Origin of the sequence: Bradyrhizobium centrolobii (genome assembly GCF_001641635.1) — a bacterium.
Classification (GTDB): domain Bacteria; phylum Pseudomonadota; class Alphaproteobacteria; order Rhizobiales; family Xanthobacteraceae; genus Bradyrhizobium; species Bradyrhizobium centrolobii.
In genome coordinates this window covers 19,066-39,420 of the sequence record NZ_LUUB01000113.1, presented here as the reverse complement: position 1 = coordinate 39,420, position 20,355 = coordinate 19,066, and the positions used below count along the sequence as shown (strand labels likewise).

Genomic DNA, 20,355 nt, shown 5'->3' with positions numbered 1-20,355 from the left:
GGAAGGTTCGCCGATCTTGCCGAAAAGGCCGGACCGGCTGTGGTTGGGGTCAGTGCCAAGGCGGCCGCGGCAGACGAGGAATCCGGCCCATCGTCCGGACCTGATGGGGCGCCCGATCAAGACACTCCAAGAAGGGCTGTTCCAAGGTCCGAACCGCACGGTCCGGGCGTTGCGCCGAAATCCGGGGACATGATCTCGATCGGCTCGGGTTTCTTCATCTCCCCGGACGGTTATGCGGTGACGAACAACGATATCGTGGCAGGCAGCGATACGGCCGAGATCCGTACGAATGAGGACAAAATCTACCCAGCCAAGATCGTCGGCAAGGACCCGCTGAGTGATCTCGCCCTGCTCAAGGTCGATGGGCGCACGGACTTCGCCTATTTGAAGCTGGCCGATCAACCACCACGCACCGGCGATTGGGTGCTTACGGTAGGCAATTCGTTCGGGCTCGGAAATACTGTCACCGCGGGTATCGTTTCAGCGCGTGCGCGCGACCTGGGGATGGGGTCTTCGGACGACTTCATTCAGATAGATGCGCCGATCAACCGCGGCGATTCGGGCGGGCCGAGCCTCAACACGCATGGCAACGTCATCGGTGTGAACAGCATGATTCTTTCGCCCTCGGGCGGCTCGGTCGGTGTGGCTTTTGCGATTCCCGCAGACACGGTGAATGCGGTGATCCCGCAACTGAAGGACAAGGGCGCGGTCACGCGAGGGTGGATGGGAGCGGAAGTTCAATCGGTGACCCCCGACATCGCCGAAAGTATCGGCGCAAACAATCTTCGCGGCGCCATCGTCATCGGTGTTCAAGCCAGCGGTCCAGCCGCGAAGGCCGGATTAAAGAGCGGGGATGTGATCACGTCGATCGGCGGCGAGCCCATCAAGAGCGCAAACGAGCTCACCAAGAAAGTCCATGCGGCGGCGCCAAGCTCTTCAATCGAGCTCTCCATGGTTCGGAACAAAGAACAGAGAGCATTGACCGTAACGCTGGGCCAGCTTACCGCTCAGTAGAGCACACCTGCGCGGCGATCGGGGCTGCGGCACGACCGCTCAAGCCATCGAGCCCAATGCCCCATCTCTCGCGCCGGAAGACTTCCCAGGTTTGGCTTTGACAACGGCTAGGTGACTCGTTGCTCGTCGACTTGGATCTGCGCGCAGGGTCCTTTTCGCGCCCCTTATCGATCGATCTCCCCAAAGACGATGTCCAGCGAACCGATGATCGCCGAGACGTCCGCCAGCAAATGGCCGCGGCTGAGCAAATCCATTGCTTGCAGATGTGCGAACGATGGCGCCCGGATCTTGCACTTATAGGGTTGGTTCGTGCCATCGGAGACCAGGTAGACACCGAACTCGCCCTTGGGGGCTTCCACTGCAGCATAGACCTCGCCGGCTGGCACGCGAACGCCTTCCGTGTAAAGCTTGAAGTGGTGGATCAAGGCTTCCATCGAGCGCTTCATCTCTCCGCGGCGCGGGGGGAAGATCTTGTTGTCTTGTATCGCCACCGGACCCTGCCCGTCGGGAGCGCGGAGCTTGGAGACGCACTGTCTCATGATGCGCACCGACTGACGCATTTCTTCCATGCGGACCAGATAGCGGTCATAGCAGTCGCCATTTTTACCGATCGGAATGTCGAAATCCATTTCCGGATAGCACTCATAGGGCTGTGCCTTGCGAAGGTCCCAGGCGGCGCCCGAGCCACGCACCATGACGCCGGAAAAGCCCCATTCCCAGGCCTCTTTCAGCGTAACCCTCCCAACGTCGACATTGCGCTGCTTGAAGATGCGGTTGTCTGTCAGCAGCCCATCCAGATCGTCCACTACACGCAGGAACGGATCGCAAAAGGCTTCAATGTCGTCAATCAGCTTGGGTGGCAGGTCTTGATGCACGCCGCCGATACGGAAATAATTTGCGTGCATGCGCGCACCGGACGCGCGTTCATAAAACACCATCAGCTTCTCACGTTCCTCGAATCCCCACAGCGGTGGGGTGAGTGCACCAACATCCATCGCCTGGGTTGTGATGTTGAGAAGATGCGAGAGCAGACGTCCAATTTCACAGAACAGCACGCGAATCAATTGACCGCGTCGCGGCGCTTCGATGCCGAGCAGCTTTTCGGCTGCGAGGCAGAACGCATGTTCCTGGTTCATCGGCGCAACATAGTCGAGCCGGTCGAAATACCCGATTGCCTGCAAATAGGTCTTGTGTTCAATCAGTTTTTCGGTCCCGCGATGGAGCAGGCCGATGTGAGGATCGACGCGACGGACCACCTCGCCATCAAGTTCCAGCACTAGGCGAAGCACGCCGTGGGCCGCAGGATGTTGGGGACCAAAATTGATGGTGAAATTGCGAAGGCCTTCTTCCGCCATGGCGAACTCACGGTTGCGGCGTCGGCGGGTCCGTGGCCGGCGTAGCTTCACCGACTTAGCGAGTTCACCGACTTAGCGAACCCTAGGCGCCGCACAGAACTCGTGAGCAATTGGCGCCGCAAGCGGGGCACGGCCGACCGACTTCCCGCTAGAGAACTGTTGCAGAACTGTGCAACTCACTCCGACCCAAATGGGCATTGGACCAGCAACGCGGCCCAAGCCTTGCTCGTTCCTAAACCTCTCGCCTCGCGGTTTTTGCCTTTGGAGGGCAACGCTCCGGGCACTCAGATGGTCGCCCGGAATGAGCATCGATATTGGTGGTCGGAGGCGCGCCTTGCCTTCGCATTTTTGCCTACACTAATCCTCTGCCGTTTCATTTGGAAACGGCCGACAAGCTATTGATATCATTGGAGAGGTCCTTTTCGCGATCAGGCGTCATGCGGGAGGCGATGGCTGCGATGCTCATAGCTGCAACCGGTCGACCGCTTGCCGCGACTACCGCGACTCTGACCGCGCGTACCCCCGCCACCCTTACGACGTCCGTTGCAACGTGTCCGACTCGGCGGGCCTGCACCGTCGTGTCGCGCAATCGCGCCAGCGGCATATCTTCGTATTCGGCTATTCGCGACGCGTTCCGGTCGATCACCTGATCGGCGACGTCTTCCGGCAACGCGCTCAGGATGGCCAGGCTGCCCGCGCCGATGCCAAGGGGGCGGCACGTTCCCACGTCGACCACGAAGGTCTTGATGGGATAGGAGCCCATTGCCCGATCCGCGCAGATGCAGTCGTCGCCGCTTCGCACCATCAAGAAGACGGTGTCGCCAGTTTCTTCAGCTATGCGAGTCAGGGCCGGCTTGCAGAGCTGAGCCAGATTGAGCCGCTCGGAAGCCGCAAGTCCTATCTCGTAAGCCAAGCGGCAACCGTTCGGTCCGCTCGCCCCGGTGAGTCCTTTCTCCTCTCTGGAGGAAGCCATTCGGCGGGCCAACAGCCTGCCATTCGGCTTGGCGGCCTACGGCTTCACTCGCGATTCCGATTACCTCTCCACGATGATGGCCAATATCGAGTGCGGAAATCTTTCGATCAACCATTTCGTCGCTTCGATCGCTGAGACGCCGTTCGGAGGCGTGAAGGACAGCGGCTATGGCCGCGAAGGCGGCATCGAAGGTCTGCAAAGTTACACCGTCGTCAAGAATATCTCGCATCAGACGTGGCCCGTTCGACTCACAACCGAGGGCGGACGCCTGGAACGCTAACGGCCTTCTCCAGATCTGCCCGGTTCAGATAGGCCTTTCCCATGGCATCCAGATGCTGGACACAATTGATGTGAGACTAAATATCAGCCAGATTGTCCCAAGCTCAAAGGGGGTGGCGATCGGACGCTGTCGGATCACATAGCAACTGACACCCCCCGAGCCCGTGCCCACTTTCGCTTGGTTGCCCTGAGTTGTTGTGCCGCTACCAGCAAGGTTGAGCTATGCTGAAACACTTGCTCCTTGAAGTCATTGGTCACGTATCCGGTCTCAGCGATGCGCAGCTTGAACAAATTGAGCGGTCATTGCCGGCAACCAAAGCGCTGATCGATCTTCTCAATCAGGCACATCCAATCATCGAACAGGCGGAAACGCTCTATAATGAAGCGCAGCCGCTGATTGATCAAGTCAAGAAGGAGTGGCAAGCAGTCGGCCCTGCAGTGCAAATCTTGATCGATGTGATCTCCCATCATCTCAACCAAGGCAGTTCGCCGGCGGAGGCCGCCGAGACAGTGCGCGCGTCGCTCGGCGGATCAATACAGAACGTCGCACAAGGTCGCGCGATGGACCGGAGAATGAACCGGGTCACCGTGTTTGGTGGGACTGGGTTTGTTGGTCGTCGCGTCGTGCGCCATTTGAGCGAGTCCGCCGTAATGGTGCGCGCAGCCTCGCGGCATCTCGCGCCGGCCGAGGGCGACAACGTGGAACACGTCATCGCTGATGCACATGACGAGCGCTCCATAGAGGCCGCTGTTATGGGGACCGACGGCGTTATCAACGCGATCAGTCTTTACGCCGAGCATGGAGGCGACACATTTCATTCGGTGCACGTCGAAGCGGCCGCTAGGATCGCCAGAGTGGCGCGGCAGGCCGGTATCAAACGGTTTGTGCACCTGTCAGGAATAGGTGCGGACCCCGCATCGTCTTCACCCTATATTCGCAGTCGCGGCGAGGGCGAGGCGGCCGTGCAAGCCACATTCCCTGGCGCAGCCGTTATCCGCTCTGCGGTAATGTTCGCGCCGGACGACGTCTTTCTCACGACAATTCTTGGGTTGCTTCGGACCTTGCCGGCTTATCCGCTATTCGGCGATGGCAGGACAAGGCTTCAGCCGGTACATGTAGACGACGTCGCCGCGGCGATCGCACAAGTCCTACGGCAAACGCAAAGACCGTATCCGATCTACGAGCTGGCCGGCCCGCGCGTTTACTCATACGAGGAGCTGTTGCGGACCATTGCGCGCACAGCTGGATTGCGGCCAATGCTGGTGCGAATACCCTTTGCTTTCTGGAATGCCGCCGCCGGCCTCGCTGAAATCCTGCCGCGCCCGCCGCTCACGCGCAATCAGGTTGAGCTTATGCAGATCGACACGACGGCCTCAGGCAGCCGGCCGGGATTTGGTCTACTCGGAATTTCGCCGCGATCGCTCGAAGAAGAACTTAAAGCAATGCTCAAGCAAACCAACGAGGAAACTCAAACTCCAAAGGAGACGCGCACCAGCTAGGTGCTAAGGCGACTTCGTTACCGCGTCACGATGTGATTGTTGATGTCGGGAACCGGCTTGCTTGCTAGGTCGGGTACCAAGCGCGATTGGTCGACACAGGGGAAACAGCGGCGGTCGGCCCAATGATCCTGTGGCGTCCGGCTCCCGCAGGCTGCCGGCGCGGCTGCGGTTCTTGCGCTGTTCAGCTCAGGGCCGGAACCGGAAGTCGCGCCCGTTCTGCAGTCTCATCTTCCAGGGAACACGCATGGTCATCCGGCAAGCCCGAACAGCCAACAGCGTGACCGATTGCGTCATGGGCGTCGCCGACCGCCGCACCGATGTCGCCCGCAAATATCTTGCAGCGCAGCTACGGAACAGCATTACGCCCGAGAAATTCACGGAACCAAACGGCTTGTCAGTCTTTCTTTGGCTTTTGGGAGGTGCCCCGTGACTGCTCAGGCAAGGGAAGGTGCGTGCGCGTTCGCATGGCGGAACTACTTGCTACTCCACAGCGGTATCCGCGAGAACGATAGCAGGCGTTCCGCCCTCTATCGCTACATCGCCAATCTTTGTGACACCGGCGAATACGATTTCGATCCCTTGCAAATGGCGGCAGTCGTTTACTTGAAAAAACTGGACGAATTGCATGACGACCGAGGTGCGAGACTCGCGGCAGATCGAGCTTTGGCTGAGTGTTTGGAATCACGACGTGCACAACCCGACACTCAGCCTTAAGCCGTAACGCCAGAATGAAGGAGAACAGCATGGCAGATAAGATTAGCGAAAACCGTTTCGCGCGCGATCCACAGAGGCGCGTCGCCGCAGCGACAGAAATAGGCATGAATGCCTTGAAGCCAATCATGCACTTTCAGATCTCAATGCTGAGGATGTGGGCCGACAGCATTGAGAGGTTCGCGGGCAATTACGAAAAGGGGTTGGAAGAAACCGCGACCACTGTCGAGGAAAAGTCAGACAAGGAACGCGCTGCGTAAATCGATGCGAATGGTTAGGCGGAGTCCGCTAATGGGATGGTCCGGCCGTGCTCCGGCCCTGCCGGCACGAGAAGCTGGCAAGGGGCCCTCAGGACAAGGAGCGCGCCATGTCTCAGAAACCCAACGCGACGAGCGCCGCGATCGGCATCGATATCGGCAAAAACTCGTTCCAGATCGTGGGTCATGATCACCGCGGTGCCATCGTGCTGCGGCGGAAGTGGTCGCGGCGGCCCATACGCTCCGTCGAAAACAGAACGGATCTGCGTAAAGCCAAGCCGCCTACAGCGAACAGTCATTTCGATTTAGCGATCCGGTAGCCCACGCTCGGCTTGACGAAGGAGCACAATTTCATATCGCCGAATGATGCGCGAAAGCGCAAATCCGGCGCAAATAAACAATCCTAGAGACACTAGGCTCAGCGTTTCAGAAATCTTGTAAATTTCGGTCCCGACAGCGTATGCACCGAAGCCGAAGAGAGATGCCCAGCAGATGCCGCCGGTCACGTTGAAGAAGAAAAAGCGACGCGCCGGCATGCAATTTGCTCCAGCAAGCAAAGCCGCAAACATTCGTAGCACCGCTATAAAGCGACCAAAAAATACGACCGCGGCCCCATATCGAAAGAACAGATATCGACCGATCAGCAATCGGTTTTCATCGAGACGAATGTATCGCCCATATTTGCGAAGAAGCGGCATTCCGAAACGGCGCCCCACCGTGTATCCGATCCCGTCTCCCACGATCGCACCTGCTGCAGCCGCGGCTACGACGACAGCGATATCAATCTGATTGTTGGCGGCGGCCAGGAGAGCGGCAGCAACAAGGATCGTCTCTCCGGGAAGAGGCACACCGGCGCTTTCTAGCGCAACAACGACAGAAATGATCCAAGTTCCGTGAACTTGGATCAAACGAAGCAGAGAACTCGATAAAGAAGCAAGATCCATCTTCTCAGACTGCCTGCTGCACTTTGGGGGTCGAGCTGTCCCCCCATTGGCAGGACGTGGGTATGCTGCGCCGGGGTGGTTGCCGATTTGCAGTAATCCTAGCACACGCAGGTCAACAGCATCAGCGCGGCAAGGATCTTTGTTTTGGCCGCGCTCGACTTCCGGCTCGGGTCGCAAGCGGCGGTCGGGGCAAACGCGGCCCGGCGTCCGGTCTATCGCCGACAGCCACCTGTTAATGGCTTGGGCTTTGGTCGGCTGGCTCGGGGCCACATGCCGACATCTCCAAACAAGAGGCCGTCAAACGAGGCTCAGCTCCCTTGGCAGGCGACGCTTTGCAGTGCTTTGCGAAGTGGGAAGAGGGAAGAGGGAAGAAAAGGGATTGGGCGTTGATGGATGTCAAGGAAGCAACTGCTCCCGCAGCTCCGTCGCACGTTGCACGATCGAGGGACACAAGCAATGTGCACCGTATCCTTGCTGGTGCCCAGCATCTCTCTCCCTTCCTCGGGGGAGCCTAATCACCCGATTAGGTCAAAACCAACATTGTTATCAGGCATAACTGCTCTCGGTAGATTCCAAAAACTCGTTTAGCAGGTGCCGTTTGATTGCTCCCCGCTCGCGTTCTCCTTGGGAGGCAAGCCAAAGAATGCGCTCGGCAACCTCCACCGCAGAGCGATGTTGCTGCTGAGTGAATGACGCGCTTGCAAGAACTTCATCTAGAACGTCGCGAAGCATATGGACGGTAGCTGAATCGTACGTCATGCGCTGAATATCCGGTGTACTGAAACAATTCGCGAATTGCCTGCGCAGTATAGATCGCAAGCACACTTCTTGCTCGATCCGACCGTCAATTTGTCGGAAAGCCACTGTGTAAGACAGTTTGATTGCGAGCTTATGACACGAACGGCTCATTCCGTGCCCGGCGGGATCTCGTCCATCCTGCACGGAGCGGACGCGGGCCCGGCTGGCAACACATCGCCGGGCGCCTCATCTTGGCGGATGACGTCTTTCGCTTTGAGCGAGGGAGGACCTGCCGCCCGTCGCTGTTGGCCTGACGCTCTTGCTGGGTTGGCGGAATGGGCCGTTCAAATCCGGTGGCTCACCGCTGCGCGGACCGTCTTTCAAGCTCCAGAGGGACCGTACTCACGGCTAGAACTCCGGGTTCGCAATCCTGCCCTGTGTCGGAGACCTCAACGCTTGCAATGTCTCAAGGTCCCGATGCGCCCATCAGGAGCGCGGGGCTTCGGTCCCGCATTCACCAAGCCCGCCGGCTCACGGCGGGCCATCTTGTGGCGAGGCGAGAGCCAAACGCTAGCCGCTGGAGGCGGACTTCAGCGCCGGTGCAAATCGTTCAGAAAATGTTGCTGCCTTCGCATCCCGGGCTGCAGAAAGGGAGGCCGAGATCAGTGTTGAACATCCCATGGCTACGACCGCCAGCAGAGCCGCGCCGAAAATCAGTCTGCCCATTTTATCTTCCTTCATAGACGTCAATCTCAGAAAGGATTGGAGGGCTTCGTTTCAGCATCGTTTCGTGTGGGGATCGAAACGGCTTCGTGCACGCGGTCGTGATGGAGCCCGGTTTATGGTCGCGGCCTTCCGCCCTCCAGCGGTCTCATTCGTTCCTCTCGGCTGCGGCTCGCGCAAACACCAGATGCTTGAGTTAGATTCGCGTCAGGCTGCCGCGCCGACAAAGCAGCACGTCCTTGGGATTTTCCCGGTACGATTGCATTGCGCTCGGCGGGGCGCGCGCCAAGAGGGATGGGACGGCTCCGGCGCCCGCCAGCCCCCTGCCGGGGTCGTTCCTTTGTCGAGACCTAAGCGTGAGGATCGTGCGGAGGTTCTATTTCTGCGATAGGAGCTTTCCGGTTTTGCGGCTGACGAAGTGCAGGCGTAGACAGGCGGGACACGTCACCGCTTCATAAATTCGGTAAGTTCCTGTCCGAAATCGCGTCGCCAATGTGCTGAAACGAACAGAATTGCTGTGAGCGGAGAGTAAGCTTGCAGCCGCTTGGTCTATGCCAAGGGCCAAGCATCCCCAAGCGGCCCCGGCCTTCCCCCTATCAAGCCCCACCGGCCGGGGCCGTCTTTTCAGGACTATCGATGCCCCGTGGCCGGGTTCCGGGCATCGTCGCCAAGCTTTACAGCGTCCTGATGCCTGAAGAGCACCGATAAAGTGCAGGCCCGCCGGTTCACGCTGGCGGACCTTCTTCGGCCTCCGCTGCGGCGCCTGCCAGCCCCGTGCCGGGGCCGTTTCTCAGTTACCTTTTGAGGCGCTTGCGCTCCGACGCCGCCTTAGTCTCGAATAGGGCGATGATCAATCCGACCAGCGCGACGCGCTCGTCGCCAGTATCAGAATCATCTCGGTCATGGTCCTGATGCCAACGTCGGCGCCGGGCGATACATCCGTTGGGGCTCCGTCATTTGCGACAAACTGAAAAGGCTGGTTTCGTAGAGTGCCGGATATTTTGATCCGATGTCCCGTCACAGGTCAGGCCGTCTTCACCGGGCTGAATACGGAGACCGTCGTGTTCGAAACCCTACCTAACGTCGAAATCCCGTTAAGGTGCCCGCGGTGTGGCGAGATGCATCGCTGGAGACCGAAGGACGCTTGGGTGGTGTTACCGAGCGATCCAACGCGGCACTAGAGCCTGGTTCGTCTTCTGTCGGCTTCTTCGGCCGCGCGTCCCGGCGCGTCAGCCCCGCGGAGGCAACTTGCCCGTTATTGAGAACGCTCCTGGTTCGTACGTGCGCGTGAGAGCGGTAGCGACTTAGGCCGCCGCTCGTTGCGGGAGCCATTATGCAATGAACCAGAGAGCCCTCTTGCCCGATCGCAAAGATCGGGTAAGTTTGGGTTTAGATCAAAGGCGTTCGGGGCGTCGCGTGCTTCATCCTCCCCAAAACGGCGGCCCATACCGTGGCCGGTTCGCTGAGTTCGATATTGTCTTGAAGAAGCGCGGACGCAGCCGATGGAAATGGCGCGTCTGCACAACGGCTGGGCAGGTCGTAATGTCCGGCTCAGAATTCAGTCGTGCCGGAGCGAGGTACAAGGCCGAGCGGGCGCTGTTCCTATTGCTCTCCACCAGTCCGCGCTTGTGTAAGAGCACTGAACCTCCATCACCAGAGCGCCCGGATCTGTTATTCCGTGCCGCAAGGGTCATTTCGCAGGTGCATGAGCACAGAATCGAAAATCGGTCTGCGATCAGGCAGCTCCGTGCATCGGGAAACGCGCTAGCAGAAACAATTGCTCAGTTGCGTTCCGCCTATTTTGCGATAGCTGCCACGACAACGAAAGCCCAGCTGTTACTGCATCGCTCGACGGTGACGAGCCGCTCGAAAAGACTGCCTTGAGGCAAACGCGTTAATGGGAGAGGCGACAATGCACCCGGTTCTCTGAGGGCCGGTGCGAGGCAACTCCAAAGGTTGCCATCTTCTAACCCTCGTGCGGACTCAACCCGGCTCGCTCTCATGGGACAGTAATTGGGGACGGTTTGCCGTCGCGAGTTGCCCTGCAGAGGCGAAGGGAGTGCAAGCGTGTGTCGTCGTGCTTGCCGAATCCGTGAGACTCACCCTAAGCAAGGTGACGACAGTCGACCGGAAAGCTAGCAAAATGCCGAAATCCATTCGAAACCTACCTGCAACTGGTTATGCAATTCTGGTCGACGGCTGTGTGAAGGCAGAATTCTCCACGAAGGATGGAGTCGAGAGTGGCGCCAGAGATCTGAAACGACGATTTCCGGTGTTGCAGGTGAAGGTCTACGACGCGCTGGCAAAAATGGACCACGAGATCAACATCGGTTGAGCTGCGATTTTGGTTTGGCAAAGCCGGGATACGATCGTTTGTCCCAGATGCGGATACCGATCGATGTCGCTCACCGCGGGCATTGCGCAATTCGCGCTTTCATTCGACTGACTCACCAAGGTATATCCGTCGGCCGGAGAGCAAAGCGATGTTTCGAAGGCAAAAAGGCGGATCGCACGCGAATACTGCGCAGGAGCAGCGGCAGCGAAACGAGAGTTCCGGAGATGAAATCCAGGCCGGAATCGTTGAGTTGAGAGGCTTGCCACGGGAAAAGCTCGCCGACGCAGTCTTTATGCTCTGGATGGCGGCAAAGCAGCAAAGTGGGCTGATCCGTCGGTCAATCAAAGAGAGTGCTTCGGCAGAGTTCGATTGTCACTCACCGTCGGGTGGAGATATGGCTTCCTATCTCGCAGAAGACGCGGTCTCGACTTTGCGCCATCACGCAGCGGACTTACCGAAGCTCTTGGATGTCTTGCTTGAGCGATCGCCTGGCGTCCACTTCACGGTTCGGGAGAGGGATGCCGTTTCAATGCTTGCCGCCATGATCCGGGAGCAGCGGCTCGAAGGCATTCTGGAAGGTCTAAGGCTCGCCGGGCTGTTGAACGAATCTCCAAAGGATCGTCATGGGGGGTTCGGCAAGACCTAGCGGATCTGGCTGACGGGACCTTCCTGGTCGGACACGCGCCCTCAAACGACGTTGGTCGGCCATTTTGAGTGTGGTGCACGAGAGGCGAAAGCTTGCGGGTAAGCAAGCGCGCGCCAGAGCTCATACGCCATACGCTTGCGCATATTAATGCAGCGCAGCAATTGCGATCTGGTTAGAGCATGTCTCGGCCGATATTGCTTGAAGTGCCGGCGGCCCCACCTCAAGTAGCCAATCGTTCCTCAATACGCGAAGGTCACCGACCGCTCCAGAAATCAATCAGATCGTGCCGGTTAGACATTCAAATACGCTGGTCCACGGGCTCGCATTCGAAACGGAACACATTCCACGACGCTGGCGGGAGGTTCAGGTGCCAGGCGCCCTTGTGGCGCGTCGCGGCAGGGCCGTTCTGGGGCCTTACGCGTTCCGGATCGTCCGCGGTATTCGTCGCGTTTATGTCGTCCGAAATCATGACACGGCTTTCGACGAAATTGCTCAAGTCGAACCCGCGCAGATCGATCTCCAGGTCAATTGCCAAGTCGAAATTTCGATTTACGCAGAAAAGACTAAGGCTCTTGCCGTCCTCGGCAAGAACGGCAGCGCTGACAATGTCAGGAAATTGTTCGCCATCGCCTGCCGTAAATGTCCCGCAAGCCAGGCGCATATCGAGAACCGTTCCCCGAGCCCATTGGGCCGCATGCTGGAATGGATAGAAGATCGGCTGCCGCCACGCTCGCCCCCCTGTCTCAGTCATGATAAGCCCGATGACGTTGACGAGCTGAGCCACGCACGCGGCTTTGACCCGGTTGCATCTGTTGATCAGTGTCAGGAGGGCCGCGCCGAAGACTAGAGCGTCTTCCATCGTGAAGAGCTCTTCGAGAATGGCTGGAGCTTCGGGCCAGCCCGGCTTGGTTCGGGTGGCGCGGTCGCGAGTGCGATACCAGACGTTCCATTCGTCGAAGGAAAGCATAATCCGCTTGGGTGATCGCCGGCGGGCGGCCACGCCATCTGCGACCGCGACAATCTCATCGATATAGCGTCCGACCAAATCGGCTTCAGCCATGAAATCGCGCGATTTGTCGCCGTGCTTGGAAAAGTAACCGTGGAGCGAGATGTACTCGACCACGTCGAATGTCTCCTCCAGAACGATTCTTTCCCATTCGGCGAATGTCGGCATACTGCGGCTAGACGAGCCGCATGCGACCAATTCGATGCTGGGATCAAGCCAACGCATCAGCTTGGCAGATTCACGGGCCAGCGTGCCATATTCGCGGGCGGTCTTGGCGCCGATCTGCCACGGGGCATCCATTTCATTGCCAAGACACCAGAGCTTGACGCGATGAGGATTCGGATGCCCATGTTGGTGCCGCAGCGCGCTGAGTGCCGTGCCACCTTCCACGTTGCAGTATTCGAGCAACCCTCTGGCTTCGTCTGCGCCTTTCGTGCCGAGATTCACGGCCATCATTGGTTCCAGCCCGGCCTTCGCACACCAGCTCATGAATTCATTGGTGCCGAACGCATTGGTCTCGGTGCTGAACCAGGCCAGTTCTCGACGCCGGGGCCGCTTGTCGATTGGACCAACTCCATCTTCCCAGTTGTAGCCGGATACGAAATTGCCGCCGGGATACCTGATGACAGTCACCCCAAGTTCGCGGACCAACTCAATGACGTCTTGCCGGAAGCCTTCATCGTCGGCGGTCGGGTGTCCGGGCTCGAATATGCCGCCATAGACACATCGCCCGAGATGCTCGACGAAGCTACCGAAGAGGCGAGGGTCCGTCTTTCCAACTGTGAAGGCCGGATCGAGAACGATGGAAGCTTTAGCCATGGATCATCCTGCTGAAATTGAGGCTGGTCAGCCCTTGACGGCCCCGATGGTGAGCCCGCGCACGAGATGGCGCTGGACGAAAAGCATGATCAGAACGATCGGCAGCATGATGCCAATGGCGCCCGCGGCTGAAATGGACCAATCGCTCACGTCCTCGCCCCCAAAGGATGCGATCGCGACCGGCAAAGTCTTCGTCCGAATGCCTGTCAGCACCAGCGCGAACAGGAACTCGTTATATGACAGGAGCAGGCTGAAGAGTGCCGCAACCGTCAGGCCAGGGCGAGCCAGGGGCAGGATCACGATCCGGAATGTCTGCCAGAGATTGCAACCGTCTATGGCTGCCGCCTCGTCGAGATCGCGAGGAATGTCGAGGAAGAAACTGTACATCAGCCAGATCGTGAAGGGCTGGTTGATCGCCACAAGCGCCAGGATCAGGAGCGGGTAGGTGTCGATCATGTTCAGGAAGCTGCCCATGACGAAGAATGGAATGGCCAGCAGCATGTGGGGAAACATGCGGATCGTGAACAGTCCGAACAGGACAGGAGACGCGCGGCGCTGTGGCATGCGCGATAGCGCGTAGGCTGCAAGGCTGCCGATCGGGACCGAAATGAGCATTGTGCCTGCCGAGACGATAAGGCTGTTGATCAGATAGTGGACGAAGCCGCGATCGAGCCAGACCTCGCGATGGTACGTAATGGTCGGCTCGAAGATAATGGTTGGTGGCACCGTGAACGCGTCGGCGGGATTCTTGACCGACGTCAAGGCGGCCCAGATCAGCGGGACCAAGTTTATGAAAGTGAAAAGCGCCAGGCCGGCAAAGAGCAGCGTCTGGTTACGCACATACGGCAACCGGCGGGTCTTCATGAGCTTCGTCCGTACCCGCGTTGCAGAATGCCGCTGAACGCCGCGATGATCGCGGCGACTATGACGAGCGTAATGATACCAAGGGCGGATGCCTTTCCGACCTGCAGCAACTGAAAACCGAGCTGGTAGGTGTACATCGTTATTGTCTCGGTGGCGGTCCCTGGCCCGCCTCCGGTCAGGACGTAGATCGTGTCGAAGAACCGGAAGACATCCATGAGCCGGACGGACACGGTGAACACGATCACCGGTACCAGGGACGGCAGGACGATGTGGCGAACGATACGCCAGCCGCCGGCCCCGTCGATCTTCGCCGCTTCTATTTGTGCCTGGTCCAGCGTCTGCAGGGCAGCGTAGAGCACCAGCATGACAAAGGGCGTGAAGATCCACGCGTCGGCGAGGACGACGCAAATCCTTGCCCAGATTGGATTGCCCAGCCAGTCCGGCGGATTGACGTTGAAGGTCAAGAGCGTCGCGTCAATCAAACCCCAGTTGGATGTGAGGATCCATTTCAGAAAGAGCGTCGCCACGACTGGCGTGATGATGTGCGGCAGGAAGAGGAGGATCATGAATGCGCGCACGCTGAACGTCAGCCTGTAAAGCGCGAGCGCGAGAGCAAAGCCCGAGGTGAACTCGACGGCGACCGATCCCAGAGCGATGCCAATTGTGGTCCATAACGACTGCCAGAAGCGTGCCTCACTCAGCAATTGCGCGTAGTTCGCCAGTCCGACGAAATGCATCCCGGGAGAGCCGAGATGGTAATCGAACGTGCTCAGATAGGCGGCATATCCGAGAGGCCACAAGAGAACGAGCGTCATCAGGCCAAAACTCGGAACCAGGAACAGCCATAGGCCGCGCTGCCAACGCATGACGTCAGATCTCTTGGAAGAGGCTCGATTTGAACGGCAGGCATTTCGACCCGCCAAGGGCAGGGCGAATTATTTGTAGTAGCCGCGTGTTTGCAACAGCTCGGTCGTTTCCTGCGCAGCCTGATCCAGGGCGGCCTTGACGTCCTTTTCGTTGGTCACGGCCTGCAGGATATATCGCGTCACGATCGCCCCTACGTCGAGAAAATCGGACATCGGGGGAAATGGCTTTCCAACTTCGAGGGATGCACGGGCGCCCGGATACCAGCGATACTTCTTGGCAAGTTCTGGATCCTCGAGCACCGAGAGACGTGGCGGCATGGCGAACTCTGCGCCCTTTTGCATGCTCTTCTGACCGGCCGCGGTCGCGATCATCTTGAAGATCTCATCCTTGTCCTTCGACGAATACTTCGAGATGGCAAATCCGTCATTGGCAATGCGCTGGCCGCCGCCTGGAGGGGCGATCCAGTTGATCTTCCCGACAAAACGCGATTTTTTCTCGTCATCCATGGACGCCGCGCGCGTGAACCATTGCAGCCCCATCGCTGCAAGTCCCTGTTGGAGGTTTATGGTTGACTCGTCGTTGGCTGCGGACGTGAAGCCGCGCGGCGCGAACGCCGTCATCTGCTTCATCATGGTGATGGCATTCACGCCGGCCGGCTGATTGAAGATGGGCTTCCAGTTTTTGTCGAACCAGCCTTCTCCCACCGCGTTGAGGTACCAGTGCGTTTCGTTCAGGCAGCCGTCGACCGGCTTCAATGTCATGACCGTTCCGGAGACGCGGCCCTGATGGAGCTTCTTCGCGGCATCCAGATAGTCCTGCATCGTCTTTGGAGGTGCGATGCCGTTCTCCTTGAAGAGATCCTCACGATAGAAGAACATCTCCGTGTTAGTCAGGATCGGCATCGAGTAGATGCGACCGTTGTAGCTGATCGAGTCGATGACCGATTTGGGAAAGTCATCGAGTTTGAATTCATCCTTGTGCTTTGCCCAGAGATCATCCAGTGGCTCCAGCCAGCCGCTGGCGGCGAATTTCTGCATCGTGGTGTCATTGAGATAGGCGACATCGATGGCGTCGGAGCGAGACGACATCGTGATCGAAGCCAGCTCCACTTCCTTGTCGATCGGCATTAGCTCGACCGAGACCTGTCCCTCCGGGAGGGCCTTCTTCATTTGGTCCGTGTAGTATTCCAAAGCCGGCTGGCGGTGGCTGATGACCCGGATTGGTCCCGCCGCGTTCGCGCGCGTTATAAAAGGACCCAGAGCTGTTGCAGTCGCCACCCCCACGAATGATCTCCGGGTGATCGAGTTCCGGCTCATCTGACGTTCTCCCTATGGAGCTGCAACAAGTCCGCGCCCCGTTCTTTTTCCAAAAAGTACGGCACTGGCAGCAGGGAGTCAAAGCCGCATGGATTATCGTTACGCCGATCCGTCGAAGGGCTTCATCCGGTCTCATGACGACCAGCTGCCAGCAGGCGGCGGGATCAGCATGGGCCGAGCCCGTCGGACAGGCTTGGCCAGATTGAAGTGGGGCACTGTAGGGCCAGTCCGAGATCTGCTTGAGCTCAAGCGGCGGACGCGGGTTCTTCTTTTCGCCGGTAGCTACGATCTGCAGCGCCCCGTTCGGCAGCGCCTTGGTCTCCCCCAGGGGGCGCGCATCCACGTGTGTCGTTCTGCCACGAGTTGCCTCCACTTCCCATGCGCACAGTCAGGACGTTGATCGCCTTTCAGTGGGTGTGCGGTCTCCTGCCGGATAGTTAGCGCCTGACTCCGCAATGTGACGTCGCACGGCGGCAACGAGTGCGTCCACGTTGCGCGTCTCGATCGCCGCGACGATCTCGACGTGATGTGAAGCGCTTCTTTGCAGCTCGGCATTCGATGGCCACAAAGCGATCGGTCCTGGTCGGGCGCGATTTCGGATCTCGACGATAAGCCTGGCGAGCGACTGGTTCTCCGCATGGCGGTAGATTTCGTCGTGAAACGCCGCGTTGGTATTTGCTTGGTCCGCCTTACTGCCGCGCGCCACAGCTTCTTCAAACGCTTTCTGTGCCTGCTTGATCTTCTGTAGTTCGACTGGTCCTATGTTCGGTAGCGCCTGCGTGACTGCTTCGACCTCCAGCAGCATCCGGATTGCCAATATCTCACGAACGACATTCAAGTCCGGTTGGGCGACGCGATAGCCGCGATTCTCGACATGGGTCACCATCCCGCTTGCGGCGAGCTGAGTCAGCGCACTTCGGACGTCGAAACGTTTCGCAGCGAATGTCTCTTCCAAATCGATTTGCCGCAACCATTCGCCGGGTCGGTAGTCGCCCTGCAGAATTGCGCCACCAATTTCCGCCGCCAACAGCCTCTTCTGCTCCCTCCGTACTTTCATTGCTGCCTCCCGTTACCGACGCTTGACACGCAAAATGCATTGCGCACAAATTGGCGCCAATATTAGTGCATAACAAATAGCACTTGCGGGAGAAACAATAAGATGTCGGGCATCGATCGTAGAAGCTTGATGATGATGTCGGTCGTGGGAGCCGCAATGGGGCTTAGGGGCGCTCCGGCCCAAGCGACCCCGAACGGATATCCTGAGAGTTATCAAAAGATTATCGAGGACGCCCAGCGCGAAGGAAGCCTCCTCATCTATTCGATCATGTCGCCGGAAAACTGGCGGCCGGTCATCGAAGGATTCAACAAGCTCTACCCGAAGATCAAGGTGGAGACGCTTGATCTTCCGGCGTCCCGCGAGAGCTTCGAGCGCTATCTGGCTGAGCGCAGCACCAATAGCCGCACCTGCGACCTGATCGCGACGGCCGATCCGGGCGGATGGATCGACTTCCAGCAGCGAGGGGAAATCCTCGACTACGCTTCACCCGAAGCCCAGGCGTGGCCGGATTGGTCGAAGCCGTTTCCCGGCGTTTACACCGTTTCATCCGATCCGATGGCGCTGATCTGGAACAACACGCTGGTGCCGGAGGGGAAGCGGCCGAAGACGCTGGCCGAGTTCGTGGAGCTCGCAGTCTCAAATGAGAAAGCCTGGCGCAATCGCATCACCAGCTACGGCGTCCATCAAACGACCTTCGGCTACAGCATCAGCTACGCATTCGCAAAAAAGCATGGCGAGAAGGCCTGGGACTGGTTCGCGCAGCTTGCAAAGCTTTCGCCTCGCTTCGAGCGGTCCGGCGGCCCGATGACCGAAAAGGTCACCTCTGGTGAGTATGTCACGGGCTGGTTCGTGTCAGCCATCACCTTTTGGCCGCGTCTCAATGATCCGGCGCGGGCGCGCATCCTCGGCTGGAGTTTCATCGGCGATGGTCAGCCGGTCGTGCTGCGCGGCGTGGCCATTCCAAAGGGGTCGAAAAACGTCAACGCTGCCAAGTTGATGCTCGACTACATTATTTCCGAAGATGGGCAGCGTGCGTTCGGGCGAGGTGGCCTGACCCCGGCGCGTCCAGGCATACAGCCGGGCGAGGGCATCCGCCACACGTATTCGTCGATCGTTCAGGCCGTCGGAGAGCAGAACATCTGCTACATCGGCTATGACCGCGACGCCGTGCGGGATTACGACACCTTCCTGGCGCGTTGGAAGAAAACGTTCAATGTCGCTTGACGCAAGCACGACGCTCGCGCCCGCGGCCGATGCGTTGCCAAAACCGCTGCCCGGCCGGGATACCGTGATCCAGTACGGTATGGCGCTGCTGACCGTTGTCCTCATTGCAGCGCCGCTTCTTCCTGTCCTCTATCAATCCATGCTGGATCGCGCCCTCTACGATTCCGGCCAGCAGTTCACGCTGAGCAACTTCGGCCGCCTGTTTCACACTGATGGCTTCGGCCTGGTGATCTGGAACACGTTTGTCTTCGCTACGCTCACCACCTTGATTTCGCAGACGCTCGGCACGCTGGCGGCCGTGCTGTTCGGCCGCACCGACATGCCGTTTGCGCGGCTGTTTGGTGAGCTCTTCCTGTGGCCGATCTATCTGTCGGCGCTGGTTCTGTCGTTCGGCTGGTACACGATCTACGGGCCTGCAGGTTATTTGACGCTACTGATGCAGTCGATCTTCGATGGTGCGCCCTGGAATCTCTACTCCCTGCCGGGCATGGCGATGATCGCCGGCGTCTCGCAAGCGCCCGTCGCCTACATCTATTGCATGTCATCGGCTTCGATCACCGATCCGACATTGGAGGAAGCTGCGCGCGTCGCCGGCGCCGGTACCTTAAGAACCCTCTCGCGGATCACGTTGCCGCTGTTGCTTCCCGCTATCGCCTACAGCGCGGTGCTGAACTTCACGGTGGGATTGGAGCTGCTGGCCATTCCATTGGTGTTCGGGGATCCCGCCGGTATCACCGTGCTGACCACGTTCCTCTACAACAACGGCGTGGCGTCAGCCCGTCCCGACCACGGGCTGGTGGCAACCGCCGCTGTGCTGATGTTTGCCGTCGTCTGCGTCCTGGTCTGGCTGCAGGGGCGATTGCTCGGCAACACTCGACGCTTCGTGACCCTCGGTGGGAAAGCTACGCGACCGCGACCGTTTCGCCTAAACAGGCTTCGCTGGCCGCTCTGCGTTTTCTCGGCGATCTACATTACGGCAACTGTCGTGATGCCCATCGGCGCGCTGCTGCTGCGTGCCTTCACCAGCCTGCTGTCGCCGATGGTTCCGATCACCGACGTACTGACCTTCAGCAACTTCGCCAGCATGCTCGAATATCCGGTCTACCCGCGCTCGATCTGGAACTCATTCATCGTCAGCACGCTCGGCGGGGCGGTCGCCACCGCGATGGTCGGCCTGATCGCGATCATCGTTTTGCGATCCGACTTTCGTTGGCGCGCGCCGCTGCACTACGTCGCGCTGTTTCCCCGCGCAGTGCCCGGCGTCGTCGCAGGCATCGGCTTCTTCTATGCTTTTGCGCTTGTTCCTGGCCTGGGAGGCTTGCGGAACACGATCTGGATTCTGGTTGCCGCCTTCACGATGCACTTCATTCCGGTGGGCCTCGGCGCGGTGGCCCCGATGTTGTTGCAAATGAGCCCGGACTTCGATCGAGCCGCCCGCACGCAGGGCGCCGACTGGTGGACGACGAGCCGGCGGATTGTCCTGCCCTTGCTGCGGCCGGCGCTCGTCGCCTGCTTCATCATCCTCTTCATCACCTTCTTCAAGGAGTACACCACCGCGATCTTTCTGTTTGCTCCCGGCAGCGAGGTGATCGGCACCACGCTCCTTCAAGCCTGGACGCAAGGCGAGGTCGGCTTGGTGTCCGCGCTGGCGACCGTGCAGGTGATGGTGATCGGTATCTGCGTCACTGCTGCGCGCGCGTTTCTCGGAGTGAAGCTTTATGGCTGAA

The 20,355-nt window shown here is 59.1% G+C and carries 18 protein-coding genes and 1 pseudogene; 10 read left to right on the top strand and 9 right to left on the bottom strand.

What is annotated here, in order from left to right:
• The coding region (locus AYJ54_RS40735) for a S1C family serine protease (RefSeq protein ID WP_210184081.1) at positions 1–1,014 on the top strand (1,014 nt) is incomplete at its 5' end.
• 164 nt (positions 1,015–1,178) lie between these two features.
• Here the strand turns inward: AYJ54_RS40735 and AYJ54_RS40730 are convergent.
• On the bottom strand, positions 1,179–2,369 hold the full coding sequence (locus AYJ54_RS40730; protein WP_063708127.1) for an NADH-quinone oxidoreductase subunit D: 1,191 nt from the start codon (positions 2,367–2,369) through the stop codon (positions 1,179–1,181).
• Positions 2,370–2,742: 373 nt separating this feature from the next.
• Positions 2,743–3,342, bottom strand: a complete 600-nt coding sequence (locus tag AYJ54_RS40725) for an IclR family transcriptional regulator domain-containing protein (protein ID WP_063708126.1) — start codon at positions 3,340–3,342, stop codon at positions 2,743–2,745.
• On the opposite strand from AYJ54_RS40725, the gene AYJ54_RS40720 reads away from it, so the two are divergent.
• The 5 genes and pseudogenes from AYJ54_RS40720 to AYJ54_RS50230 form a co-directional block, all read left to right on the top strand.
• On the top strand, positions 3,311–3,622 hold the full coding sequence (locus AYJ54_RS40720) for an aldehyde dehydrogenase family protein (RefSeq protein WP_082906062.1): 312 nt from the start codon (positions 3,311–3,313) through the stop codon (positions 3,620–3,622). The two genes, AYJ54_RS40725 and AYJ54_RS40720, sit on opposite strands and share 32 nt — an antisense overlap.
• A 221-nt stretch (positions 3,623–3,843) precedes the next feature.
• Positions 3,844–5,121 carry a complex I NDUFA9 subunit family protein gene (locus tag AYJ54_RS40715; protein WP_245329259.1) on the top strand — a complete coding sequence of 426 codons (1,278 nt, stop codon included), beginning with the start codon at positions 3,844–3,846 and terminating at the stop codon, positions 5,119–5,121.
• 244 nt (positions 5,122–5,365) lie between these two features.
• Positions 5,366–5,551, top strand: coding sequence for a hypothetical protein (locus tag AYJ54_RS48385; protein ID WP_082906061.1), 186 nt, complete (start codon positions 5,366–5,368; stop codon positions 5,549–5,551).
• Between the two features lie 313 nt (positions 5,552–5,864).
• The gene (locus AYJ54_RS40710; protein ID WP_063708131.1) at positions 5,865–6,092 is read left to right on the top strand and encodes a hypothetical protein; all 228 of its coding nucleotides are present in this window, start codon (positions 5,865–5,867) and stop codon (positions 6,090–6,092) included.
• 107 nt (positions 6,093–6,199) lie between these two features.
• Positions 6,200–6,334, top strand: a pseudogene (locus tag AYJ54_RS50230) (IS110 family transposase); the annotation flags it as partial.
• A 60-nt stretch (positions 6,335–6,394) separates the two neighbouring features.
• On the opposite strand, the gene AYJ54_RS40700 reads toward AYJ54_RS50230, so the two are convergent.
• A complete protein-coding gene (locus AYJ54_RS40700; protein ID WP_063708123.1) occupies positions 6,395–7,033 on the bottom strand; it encodes a DedA family protein in 639 nt (212 codons plus the stop codon).
• 1,308 nt (positions 7,034–8,341) lie between these two features.
• Positions 8,342–8,512, bottom strand: coding sequence for a hypothetical protein (locus AYJ54_RS50960; RefSeq protein WP_161491939.1), 171 nt, complete (start codon positions 8,510–8,512; stop codon positions 8,342–8,344).
• 2,125 nt (positions 8,513–10,637) lie between these two features.
• Here AYJ54_RS50960 and AYJ54_RS40690 point away from each other — a divergent pair.
• Complete coding sequence (locus AYJ54_RS40690) at positions 10,638–10,829, top strand: hypothetical protein (protein ID WP_063708130.1); 192 nt, start codon at positions 10,638–10,640, stop codon at positions 10,827–10,829.
• Positions 10,830–10,977: 148 nt separating this feature from the next.
• Positions 10,978–11,475 carry a hypothetical protein gene (locus AYJ54_RS40685; RefSeq protein WP_063708121.1) on the top strand — a complete coding sequence of 166 codons (498 nt, stop codon included), beginning with the start codon at positions 10,978–10,980 and terminating at the stop codon, positions 11,473–11,475.
• 298 nt (positions 11,476–11,773) lie between these two features.
• On the opposite strand, the gene arfA is transcribed toward AYJ54_RS40685, so the two are convergent.
• The 5 genes from arfA to AYJ54_RS40660 form a co-directional block, all read right to left on the bottom strand.
• Positions 11,774–13,300, bottom strand: a complete 1,527-nt coding sequence (gene arfA, locus AYJ54_RS40680; protein ID WP_063708120.1) for an arabinosylfuranosidase ArfA — start codon at positions 13,298–13,300, stop codon at positions 11,774–11,776.
• Between the two features lie 27 nt (positions 13,301–13,327).
• Positions 13,328–14,164, bottom strand: coding sequence for a carbohydrate ABC transporter permease (locus tag AYJ54_RS40675; RefSeq protein WP_063708119.1), 837 nt, complete (start codon positions 14,162–14,164; stop codon positions 13,328–13,330).
• Positions 14,161–15,030, bottom strand: coding sequence for a carbohydrate ABC transporter permease (locus tag AYJ54_RS40670; protein ID WP_082906058.1), 870 nt, complete (start codon positions 15,028–15,030; stop codon positions 14,161–14,163). The genes AYJ54_RS40675 and AYJ54_RS40670 overlap by 4 nt, the downstream gene beginning before the upstream one ends.
• A gap of 69 nt (positions 15,031–15,099) precedes the next feature.
• A complete protein-coding gene (locus AYJ54_RS40665) occupies positions 15,100–16,347 on the bottom strand; it encodes an extracellular solute-binding protein (RefSeq protein ID WP_082906057.1) in 1,248 nt (415 codons plus the stop codon).
• A gap of 388 nt (positions 16,348–16,735) precedes the next feature.
• On the bottom strand, positions 16,736–17,404 hold the full coding sequence (locus tag AYJ54_RS40660) for a GntR family transcriptional regulator (protein ID WP_063708117.1): 669 nt from the start codon (positions 17,402–17,404) through the stop codon (positions 16,736–16,738).
• 102 nt (positions 17,405–17,506) lie between these two features.
• Here AYJ54_RS40660 and AYJ54_RS40655 point away from each other — a divergent pair, with 102 nt between their 5' ends.
• Positions 17,507–18,628 carry an ABC transporter substrate-binding protein gene (locus tag AYJ54_RS40655; RefSeq protein ID WP_245329258.1) on the top strand — a complete coding sequence of 374 codons (1,122 nt, stop codon included), beginning with the start codon at positions 17,507–17,509 and terminating at the stop codon, positions 18,626–18,628.
• Positions 18,618–20,354 carry an ABC transporter permease gene (locus AYJ54_RS40650; protein WP_063708115.1) on the top strand — a complete coding sequence of 579 codons (1,737 nt, stop codon included), beginning with the start codon at positions 18,618–18,620 and terminating at the stop codon, positions 20,352–20,354. The genes AYJ54_RS40655 and AYJ54_RS40650 overlap by 11 nt, the downstream gene beginning before the upstream one ends.
• Position 20,355: the final 1 nt, after the last annotated feature.